Origin of the sequence: Sphaerospermopsis kisseleviana CS-549, from assembly GCF_028329225.1 — a bacterium.
GTDB lineage: Bacteria > Cyanobacteriota > Cyanobacteriia > Cyanobacteriales > Nostocaceae > Sphaerospermopsis > Sphaerospermopsis kisseleviana.
The window spans coordinates 25,852-36,957 of the sequence record NZ_JAQMTI010000246.1 but is presented as its reverse complement, the minus strand read 5'-3'; the positions used below and the strand labels follow the sequence as shown (position 1 = coordinate 36,957).

The following is an 11,106-nucleotide window of genomic DNA, read 5'->3' as shown; positions in this document are numbered from 1 at the left end:
CTCAGGACAGGCTCAGGACAGGCTCAGTACAAGTCGCTCAGTACAAGTCGCTCAGTACAAGTCAAAATAGCTAAAACCCTTTACCTGTAAAGTTTTCGGATTTATATGGCTAACGCCACGCTACGCTATCAGCAAACCCTATTTACCTCCTGCCTCTTGCCTCGCTCATGATCATAATGTTGGCACAATTCTTTACTAGCTGTGCAGCAAGTTCAAATTGAGGAAATTTTTACTAATTCGTAATTCGTAATCAGTATTTAATAGGTTCAAGCCTACATAAATTGTAATTGCGAATTATGAATTATGAATTATGATGATATGTTTTTTATGATCAAATTGAATTTTACCTTGTTGTTGGAACTGACTCAGTAAGCGTGTAATTGTGACTCTGGTAGTACCACAGATATTGGCAATATCTTCATGAGTGAGGCGAAAACAAAGGCGTGTTCCTTCAGGTACTGGTTCTCCAATTTGCTGTTTTAAAAGTTCTAATAAATGCTGTAATCTTGCTGGTACTTTTCGCTGACCAGCAATAAATAAAAAAGATTGTGTTTGTTGTAATCGCTGTTGAATTTTAGGTAATAGGATTTTATTGAGGTTGGGTGTAGCTGCAATTTCTGAAAGGTAAATTGGTACTACTTCGACATCTGCAATGGCTGTGGCTTGGTAAATGGGTAAAGATGTCATACTAGAGCCAAAAATCATGCCTGGTTTTGCTAACCCTGTGATTATTTCTGCACCTGTTTCACTAAATGCACTGAGTTTAACTAAACCATGACGAACAAACCAAATTAATAAAGGAATGAGGGTAATAATTTCTCCTTTGGAATGTTTATGTATAGGACGATTTTCAATTAGGTCGGTGAAATTTTTAACATCTGTTGATTCTACTGGCTGATAAGCAACACTTTTATGTATTAACCAGTGTAATTTCGTCTGTTGCTGATTGGCAACAGATTTGACTTTCAAAGAGGCATCAAATGAATCATCATGACGTGGCTGTAATCGTAATAATATTTCTCGGATTTGCTCAGATTTAGATATCTGATTAATTGTGCTGAAAAAGTAGGAGTGTTGTTCTTGTGAAATGAAATTTGTTATTGGTTTTCCAACTAGAACATTTTGGTCAATGTTTAGTAATTGTGATGCTAATCGGTTGGCTTCTTGGATAATACCCTGTTGATCAGTTACTAAATAAGCTGCTGGTGCAAATTCAAATAATTCTTGGTAATGTTGGCGTTGTGTTTCCAGCAAGGTGCAATTTTGCATGAGTTCTTCGTTTTGCTGGTAAAGTTCCTCAGCTGCTAATTGCAACATTTTTGAGGTGCTATGTAGTTCTTTAAATGCTTGGGGTAGTAGATCAGAGGGAATCCAGGGTAATAAGGTAGCAGTTTGGTATAAATCTGCTAAATACTGGTGTAATGCTTCTGATCGTTGGATAAATAGTTGTATGTTCACTTTTAATTCCCGCCTTTATATGGATATTGAGTCAAAAATTCCATTACTTTAAATTTGGGAAACTTTTTTTATACTCTTTTTAAGGTGTTAAAAAATGAAAATTTATTATATTTTAAGTTTTACTTAATCATTTGGTAATTTGTTTTAACGTTTTATTATTCATATATATATATATATATATATGAATAATAAGTTTATTGTATTAAAACTGTTTATTTTTTAGCTTTTCTATGTTTACTTGTAGTTTACATTATAATGCTTAATTGATGCGAATAACCAGATTGTTGATATCTGACGCACCCTATTAATGTGCCAGTTGCGTAAGTCGTCCACTGATAACTATATTTGTCTATAGATTGTGCGAATTTGTGGGATACTGAGATTGGCGATCGCCTGATTTTTTGTGAGCTTTGTTACCATTTTGCTGATCATGCTGGGTTTGTATCTCATACCATTCACTCATGCAATATTCTGACCAACAAAAGCAGTATTCATACCAACAAAAATCACATAAGTTGGAATCTGCTATTTGTTCTCCGTTGGATACAGGTTTGACGCTATTATGAGGACAGTGAATATAATTACTCATTGGTGTTAACTCTTTTTTGAATGAAAACAACAGCTTTATTAAGTTATTTGTATTACTCAGTTTAGTGAAAAATGGTACAGATTAGGGTTAACATAATAAAGGTGTGTCAATTTTTCTCTTTTTAACCTAGATTAGTCATAGTTCGCAGCCAGCAACATTAAGCACATGGATACTAACCAGTTAAAATTTGTATTAAAACTATTGGGATGTCCCAACTACCGCGCTGGGTTAAGTTCCAGTGTTTTTGATGCTTTTAAAAAAGATAAAAACAAAATTTGCAGAGATTTGAAAGCACTAGAACTGGTAGACTATTCCCAAGAGATTGCCACAGTAAAAATCAAGGATGCTGGACAGGCTTTGTTAAAATTAGATTCCAGTCAATTACCCATCAGTGATAAAGAACTGAAAGTATTGGAAAAGATCGGTAAAAGTTCTAAAAAAATCGCCCCCAGTGAAATTAAAGTTTCTGGTTTGAAATCAGATGAACGAGAGACGATATTAAACGTATTAAATGGAAGGGGTTTGATTGAAATAGAAATCAAGATGAAAAGAGTTAAAGCTGAAGTGTGGTTAACTCCAAGGGGAATAGAATATTTGCGGGATGAATTTATTACCAATCAGGGTAATAAGCCCACTATTAGTTTAGACTTATTGGGTAATTATATCCGGTTTTTGCGGAAAAATTTACGTCATTCAGAACCAGTTGCTTCTGTAGTATCTATCAGTGAAAATTCGGAAATAGAAACTATCAGTAAACCTAGTGATCAACAGGTTTTAGAGACTATTAAAAAATTAGATTATGAACTGGGAACAGAGAATTATTTACCTATTTTTCATTTACGAGAAAAGTTACAACCACCTTTATCAAGGGATGAATTAGATCAAGCTTTGTATAGGTTGCAAAGAAATGATCTAATTGATTTGAGTTCTTTACAAGAAGTTAGTGCTTATACCCCAGAACAAATTGATGCGGGTATCCCTCAAAATATTGGTGGTCAACTGTTTTTTATCATCGTCAACTAACAGTTATCAATTCATCCACATAGTTTGATTATTTTCTGATTATTTGCTTTTTTCCTTAATTCCTCCTCACACCGATTTTTAGATTTAGCAATGACAAACATTAACGATATTATCAAACGTGAAGTCAACCCTTTTGATGTTATCAATTTAAAGCCTACTAATTTTTGGGCGGATCAACAAGACGCAACATTAATGGTTGATTCAATTCATAAAGAAGCAATTACAGAGATAGAATATTTACTAAATTTAGTAGGTAAAGATCATCGTAGTCGTACAGTTTTATTAGTTGGTGATTCTGGTGCAGGTAAAAGTTATTTATTAGGTCGTCTGAAACGCACTCTTAACCCTAAAGCTTTTTTCGCTTATATTCTTTGTAACTGGGCTGATAGTAGTAATATTTGGCGGCATATTTTACGCTATACAGTTGATAGTTTGATTCAAATACCTGAAGGTGAGAAAGAATCACAATTAATGTTATGGCTAAAAAGTTTATCAGCCTTTACAAAAAGTGATATCAAAAAACGAATATTTAATGATAATTTTTGGGAAGCATTACAAAGTAATCGCCAAAAATTTATTAAACATCTCAAGGATACCTATAAAACAGCAGGTATCTATAACCCTGATATCTTTTTTGGTGTGCTGCACGATTTAGCAAATCCCGAATTATATGATATAGCTTGTGAATGGTTGCGAGGAGATGATTTAAGTGAAGAATCCATGAAAGAAATAAAGGTTAAACACTGTATTGATACAGAAGATGCAGCCAAAAATATTTTAGCTAATTTTGGCAGAATTTCCACACAAACCCAGCCAATAGTCTTATGTTTTGATAATTTAGATACCATGCCTCAATCGCCAGAAGGGTTTCTGGATATCCAACCTTTTTTTAATGTTAATACAACAATTCATGGGGATAATTTTAAAAATTTCTTAGTCATTATCAGTGTGATTACAAATACTTTAAAACGCCATTGGGATCGGGTGCTGCCAGCGGACAAAGCCGGAATATATAAAACAATTGAGCTAAAAAGAATTAATATAGAACAGGCGGAAGCACTTTGGGCTTATCATCTCAAACCATTACATCAATTAGCATATCCTCAACCAGAATCCTCTCTTTTTCCTCTCACTCGGCAAATTTTAGAAACCAATTACCCTGCTGGTAAAACCATGCCGAGAAATACATTAACTCTGGGACGTGACGAATATCAAAAATATAAAATTGATATCATCAGTGGTCATATCAAACCTGAACCTGTAGCACAAACAAAAGTTACCATACCCCAACAAAAAGTTACTCCTGATCCCATAATTACTATTTCTTTATCTGTAAGTGATCCAGAAACAACTCAAGCAGAATTTGAATTACTATGGCAAAAAGAATATAAGAAAATTCAGGGTAAAATTACAAAATTATCTCTGTTATCATCATCTGACTTAATGCAGATGTTACAACAAGCTTTATCAGCTTTACAAATCCAGGGAATTAAGCCTAAACTTTTAACTGGAAAATATGCTACTTATTCATTGAGTTATCAGCAGTCTCAAAAACAAGAAAGAGTAGGAATAGTCTGGACAGAAGATTCAAACATGACTACTTTTTTTCATGTTATGAATGCTTGCAAAAATGTAATTCATAACAATAGCTGTAAAACTCTTTATTTAGTCCGTGCTGGAAATGTAGGAAAACCAAATCTTGCAGGAAATCAACTTTATAGAGAACTTTTTACACACACTCATCACCAACACATCAAACCAAGTCTAACAGCAGTTCATTATTTAGCAACATACCAAAGTTTTGTCAATTCTGCCAAATCTCAAGAATTAGTCATTGGTGGGAAAACGATTAATTTACAAGGACTAGAATCTTTAATGCGTGAATCTCAAATCTTGCATAACAAATGTACTTTGTTACATGATTTAGGTCTTGTTGCTACAACAGAACAAGATACAAATGGTAAAGTTAGAAGAGATTACAGACCTGTAAAAGATTTTATCTTAAATCTCATCAAAACTCAAGGATTTATGGGAGTAAATACGTTAATTTTCCAAACAGCTAGTCAATTTGCTGATGTTCAAGAAACAGAAATTAAAATGTTAATTGATCTATCATGTCAGGAAAAGAAAGCTAAAATTATGAACCCAAAAGCTAAATTACAAGATCAATTAATTTCTTGGAATCCTCAACTATAATATATATATCAACTAATGCACTACCTAACCAAAGATGCGGAAATATATCAGCAAATTTCCCAAATATCCCGACATAAAACTCTATGGATAGATACAGAAATTGCTGATTGGAATACTCCCTACCCCAGATTATCATTAATTCAAATATTGGCTGATCCTACAGACTTAACTGGTGAGTCTGCTTTAATTTTCGATGTTTTAGATAAACCTGATTTGACCGATTATTTTATCAATCAAATCATGGTAAAATCAGAAATTGCTAAGGTTTTTCATAACTCTGGATTTGATGTTAAATATTTAGGTAAAAACCTAGCCCAAAATATTATCTGTACATACCAATTATCTAGAAAAATTACCCGTGAAAAACTACAAGTAAGTAATTTAAAACTCAAAACCTTAGCTGTAGAACTTTGTCAATTTTCTGATGTAGATGTAGAAGAAGGAACAAGTGACTGGGGAAAACGTCCTCTCACTCAAAAACAGCTAAACTATGCAGCAATGGATACAGTCTATTTAGCTGCTGTCCATCGTCGCTTACTACAAATATATCAACCTGAAGCTATTAATGAGATTTTTAATATGGTAAATAATACATCTGAAAATTCATCTTTAACACCGACTAAAGTTAGAGTAGCGTTTGAATGTCCGCGGTTATTTTATCTCAATCATCATTTTGATCATAAAGCAATATTTTTTCCTAAAAATTCCATTTCCGGTATTGGTAATGTTTTTCATAAATTAGCCGATGATTTGATCCAATTACTTTTGATTAATCCCCAAATTAAATCTTTATTAATTGCCGATGTAAGTAGATTAAATTTAGAACAAATATCATCGGAAATTCAACAAATATTTTATACAAATCAATTCTTCCCTTATTTACAAAATATTATCAGTCAAGATGACAGTAAAGCACCTGCTTTATTACAAATTTGGCAAGGAATACAAGGACTGATTAAAAAACTCACAGAGTTATTAATTATCAATCGGCGTTATTGTAGTGCTGAGACAGTAATTAAAAATACTTTTATTCAGGAAGAAAGAACTTTAGAATATTATTTTAATTTACCTGATGGTACACAACAATTAGTTAGAGGTGAATTTGATTGTTTAGTTTTTAATTTTGAAGTTAAACGCCTGTGTATGATAGAGTTTAAAACCTATCACCCTGTAGATCCAGCAGCACAGTTAGCACAGGTTTCTCTGTATAGTTATATGTTATTTCACAAGAAAAAAGCGGCGGTAGATTCTGCGGTTTATTGTGTTTTACCTGAATTTAAAGATTACCAATATTCCTGGGAACAATTAGAAAATACAGTTCATCAATTAATTCCCTACAAACTATTACAAATGCAGGAATGGTTAAAATGGGAATCTCCCAACCCCAACCCACCACCTGCGACAACTCAACCCCATTTGTGTGAAATTTGTCCTCAACAACAAAAGTGTCAGACATTTTTTAATCCTAATGTTCTTAAAGAATGTCTAGAGATGATGATAGATTTATGTGATCGATTAACAATTAAGTCAACTATTAATGCTGAGGAAATAGGGGAATCTGATCCCCCCCAACCCCCCTTAAAAAGGGGGGAGAGTTTACCTATTATTAACTATGATGAAATTGGAGAATTTGATACCCCTCACTTAAAAAGGGGGGAGAGTTTACCAAATATTAATGCTGATGAAATTGGGCAATCTTTAGTTACAACTTTGGCATCTTTTAAGGTTAATGTAGATTATTATGGTGCTGATGTGAGTCCGGCATTTATTCGGGTGAAAATTAAACCCCATTTAGGTATAAAAGTGCCTTCAATTTTAAAATTATCTGCTGATTTACAAGTGCAATTAGGGTTAGAATATCCTCCTTTAATTGCGCCCCAAGCTGGTTATGTCAGTGTTGATTTACCACGCAAAGATAGACAAATTGCTAAATTTGAAGATTATATTCAAAAACAGTTTTTACCAGCAAATACACCTGTAAAAATTGCTGTAGGAATAGGTATTGATGGTAATTTATTGGAAGCTGATTTATCTGATCCGAATACTTGCCATTTTTTAGTAGGAGGAACAACAGGAAGCGGTAAAAGTGAATTTTTAAGATCCCTACTTCTCAGTTTATTGTATCGTCATTCTCCCCAACATCTGAAAATTGCCTTAGTTGATCCGAAAAGAGTGACATTTCCCGAATTTGAACAAATTCCCTGGTTATATTCACCAGTTGTTAAAGATAGCGATCGCGCTATAGAATTAATGGAAGAATTATTGATAGAAATGGAATCTCGCTATCAAAAATTTGAAAAAGCTAAATGTAAAGATTTAACAGATTATAATCACAAATTTTCCCCACCTTTACCCCGGATAGTATGTATTTTTGATGAATATGCCGATTTTATGGCAGAAAAAGAAATTCGTACTGCATTAGAACAAAGTATCAAACGTTTAGGTGCAATGGCAAGAGCAGCAGGAATACATTTAATTATTGCTACCCAACGTCCAGAAGCGGGGATAGTCACCCCTATTATTCGCTCAAATTTACCGGGAAGAATTGCTTTAAGAACCTCTAGCGAAGCGGATTCTAAAATTGTTCTTGGTGGAACACAAACAGCAGCAGCATATCTGTTAGGTAAAGGTGATTTACTTTATCAAGTTGGTTCTCAGTTACATCGTTTACAAAGTTTATTAGTAAAAAATATGAAACTACCTTAAAAAAGTCCTTAACTTTTTTCGGGGTATAACCGCATAAAGGAGAAAAGATAGCCCAAAGCAAATTTTCGCATCTACCAAAAGACTAAATTAACCAAAGTTAAAATCTATTAGATAATATGTACGCTACATTAATGGGAATGCGTCAGCAGAGGAAATAAAAATGGGATATGTAATTGCAACTGCAAACATGAAAGGTGGAGTGGGTAAAACTACGGTTACTGTTAATTTAGCCACTTGTTTAGCAAAAAATCACGGAAAAAAGGTATTGGTTCTCGATTTAGATAGTCAAATTAGTGCTACCCTCAGTTTAATGTCACCGATGGAGTTTGCTAAACGTCGCAAACAAAGAAAGACTTTTAGATATTTGATAGATGAAGTTATTAACCCATATCCCAATGCTGAATACAAGATTCAGGATATCATTCAAGGTGAATTATGTAAGCTGCCGGGATTGGATTTATTGCCAGGAGATATCGACTTATATGATGAATTTGTCGTTTCAGAAATGCTGCATAATCAAGCATTAGCCTTGGGTGAACAAGATTTTGAAACTATTTGGAATCGTTTTGAAAGAGTCTTAATTAGAGACATTTTAAAACCAGTTCGGGATGAATATGATTTTATTCTTTTAGACTGCGCTCCTGGTTATAATCTCATGACTCGTAGTGCTTTAGCAACTAGCGATTTTTATCTTTTACCTGCTAAACCAGAACCTTTATCTGTGGTGGGTATTCAATTATTAGAAAGACGCATTGCTAAGTTAAAAGATAGTCATGAACAGGAAGCAAAAATCAATATCAAAATGTTGGGAATTGTCTTTAGTATGTGCAATACTAATTTATTGACTGGCAGATATTATAAACAAGTAATGCACCGAGTTGTGGAAGATTTTGGTGTAGAAACTATTTGTCAAGCACAAATTCCCGTTGATGTCAATGTAGCGAAAGCTGTTGATAGTTTTATGCCGGTAACGTTAATGAGTCCGGGTTCTGCTGGTGCGAAGTCATTTATGCAGTTGACTGAGGAATTATTGCGGAAGTTGTAAAGGCTATATAATAGATCCTCGATTGATTAAAAAAGTCGGGGATCTTGGTATGCTCACATTATGATTAAATTTGCTATAATATATTATGAAATTTCGTGCACATTATTTCTCGTAAAGCTTTTCGTCAATTTTGTGAACAGTATCCTGATAGTGAAAGTGCATTGACTCGCTGGTTTAAACTTAGAATGGGGCTAATTTTGAAACTTTTGATGAATTGCGCTCTGTTTTTCCTAGTGCTGATATGGTAGGTGATTTAATTGTATTTAATATTGGTGGTAATAAATATCGTTTAATTACTTCAATTCATTTTAATCGCCAAAAAGTGTATATTCGCAAGATATTAACTCATTCAGAATACGACAAAAATCTATGGAAAAATTAACTACATTGCCCCCTGATATTAATATCCATTGGACTGCTATTGCTCCTTTGCTTACAATTCGTAATGAAGAAGAATATGATCAAGCTATCGAAAGATTAAATAATTTACTTGATGAAATCGGTACTAGTGAACAGCATCCTCTTTATAATTTACTGGATACGTTAGGAACAGTAATTGAGGCTTATGAAAAAGAACATTATGCTATTCCTAATTGTCATGGAAATGATATATTAGCTTATTTAATTGAAGAACACAAATTGAGTTTATCAGATTTACCTGAAATTGGTACAGCAGAAACAATAAAGGCTATTTTGAATAAAGAACAAGCATTAACTTTTAATCAAATTCAACAGTTAGCACAACGTTTTCATGTTCCCATTCAAGTATTTATCAGTTAAACTCTAATTTATTGGTACTTATTTTTTACCAAATTTCTCTTAAATCTAAAACAAATCCTGGTAAAATATCTTCACCATTTAATGTTTGAGGATGATCTAATTCTTCCACAGGTTGACTAGGACGATAAATATATACTTTCTGTTGTTTCCTGTCAATTAACCAAGCTAATTTCACACCATTTTCTATATATTCTTCCATTTTTTCTTGTAGTGTTTTCAAGCTATCTGTTTCAGAACGCAACTCTACTACAAAATCAGGACAAATTGGCGCAAATTTCTTTCTTTGTTCTGTGGGTATTGCTTCCCATCTTTCCTTTTTTATCCATGCTGCATCAGGAGAACGCACAGCACCATTAGGTAAGGTAAAACCACCACTAGAACCAAAACCTACTCCTGTACCATCTTTTTTTGTCCAAATACCTAATTGCACAATTAAATTAAAATTACGTTCATCTGTTTCTGATCCGGTAGGTGACATAATCAATAAATCTCCAAATTGGTTACGTTCAATTCTAAAATCACGGTTTAATTGACAGAAATCGAAAAATTGATCATCAGTCATGATGATATCTGGCTGCATTTTTATCACCATTGGTAAGATTTCTGTAACTGTGGGTGTTTGTGTGTTCATAGGTTTATTTTTGGATGTGGAAAATGAGGATGCAGATCCGTTGATTGATTAATCATTAATTGATTACCAAATCTCTGTTAAATCTAAAATAAATCCTGGTAAAATATCCTCTCCATTTAATGTTTGGGGATGATCTAATTCTTCCACAGGTTGACTAGGACGATAAATATATACTTTCTGTTGTTTTCTATCAATCAACCAAGCTAATCTTACACCATTTTCTAGATATTCTACCATCTTTTCTTGTAATTTTTTTAAACTATCATTTGGTGAACGTAGTTCAATTACAAAGTCAGGTGCAATGGGAGCAAATTTTTCTTGTTGTTCAGGTGTTAAACTTTCCCAGCGTTCTTTTTTTACCCAAGCAACATCAGGAGAAACATCTTTTCCATTAGGTAATTTAAAACCCGTGGAAGAATCAAAACCTTTACCTAATTTGGTTTTTTTATTCCAAATTCCTAATTCTACAACAATATCAAAATTACAATTTCCTGTATCGCTACCTGTTGGTGGCATAATTATTAATTCCCCTGATGCTGTGCGCTCAAATCTTAAATCTCGGTTATTGCGACAAAGTTCTAAAAATTGATCATCTGTTAAATTGAGGTTTAATGTTAGTCTAGGAGGTAAAGTTGTTATAGTAGTGTTCATGATGTTTACCTCAATATGTTAGGTTTT

Annotated in this window: 10 protein-coding genes; 6 read left to right on the top strand and 4 right to left on the bottom strand. The window is 33.3% G+C overall.

The features are described 5' to 3' along the window. Nucleotides 1-294: 294 nt before the first annotated feature. A complete protein-coding gene (locus PN497_RS19010) occupies nucleotides 295-1,458 on the bottom strand; it encodes a helix-turn-helix domain-containing protein (RefSeq protein WP_096568081.1) in 1,164 nt (387 codons plus the stop codon). 349 nt (nucleotides 1,459-1,807) lie between these two features. Next, the gene (locus tag PN497_RS19005; RefSeq protein WP_272110764.1) at nucleotides 1,808-2,047 is read right to left on the bottom strand and encodes a hypothetical protein; all 240 of its coding nucleotides are present in this window, start codon (nucleotides 2,045-2,047) and stop codon (nucleotides 1,808-1,810) included. A gap of 165 nt (nucleotides 2,048-2,212) precedes the next feature. Here PN497_RS19005 and PN497_RS19000 point away from each other — a divergent pair, with 165 nt between their 5' ends. From PN497_RS19000 to PN497_RS18975, 6 genes are all read left to right on the top strand, one after another. Further along, entirely contained in the window at nucleotides 2,213-3,070 is an 858-nt protein-coding gene (locus tag PN497_RS19000; protein ID WP_096568083.1) for a transcription factor RcaD, read from the top strand. 90 nt (nucleotides 3,071-3,160) lie between these two features. Next, complete coding sequence (locus PN497_RS18995) at nucleotides 3,161-5,266, top strand: ATP-binding protein (protein WP_096568085.1); 2,106 nt, start codon at nucleotides 3,161-3,163, stop codon at nucleotides 5,264-5,266. Nucleotides 5,267-5,281: 15 nt separating this feature from the next. Further along, nucleotides 5,282-7,972 (top strand): DNA translocase FtsK, encoded by a 2,691-nt coding sequence (locus tag PN497_RS18990; RefSeq protein WP_096568087.1) that lies wholly within the window; start codon nucleotides 5,282-5,284, stop codon nucleotides 7,970-7,972. A 160-nt stretch (nucleotides 7,973-8,132) separates the two neighbouring features. Next, a complete protein-coding gene (locus PN497_RS18985; RefSeq protein WP_096568089.1) occupies nucleotides 8,133-9,017 on the top strand; it encodes a ParA family protein in 885 nt (294 codons plus the stop codon). Nucleotides 9,018-9,258: 241 nt separating this feature from the next. Next, entirely contained in the window at nucleotides 9,259-9,399 is a 141-nt protein-coding gene (locus PN497_RS25790; protein WP_334310672.1) for a type II toxin-antitoxin system HigB family toxin, read from the top strand. Further along, entirely contained in the window at nucleotides 9,387-9,797 is a 411-nt protein-coding gene (locus tag PN497_RS18975; protein ID WP_096568091.1) for a helix-turn-helix domain-containing protein, read from the top strand. Before PN497_RS25790 ends, PN497_RS18975 begins: the two co-directional genes overlap by 13 nt. A 25-nt stretch (nucleotides 9,798-9,822) precedes the next feature. On the opposite strand, the gene PN497_RS18970 is transcribed toward PN497_RS18975, so the two are convergent. Both PN497_RS18970 and PN497_RS18965 read right to left on the bottom strand, forming a co-directional pair. Continuing rightward, a complete protein-coding gene (locus PN497_RS18970; protein ID WP_096568093.1) occupies nucleotides 9,823-10,428 on the bottom strand; it encodes a Uma2 family endonuclease in 606 nt (201 codons plus the stop codon). A gap of 63 nt (nucleotides 10,429-10,491) precedes the next feature. Further along, on the bottom strand, nucleotides 10,492-11,079 hold the full coding sequence (locus PN497_RS18965; RefSeq protein ID WP_096568095.1) for a Uma2 family endonuclease: 588 nt from the start codon (nucleotides 11,077-11,079) through the stop codon (nucleotides 10,492-10,494). Nucleotides 11,080-11,106 lie beyond the last annotated feature (27 nt).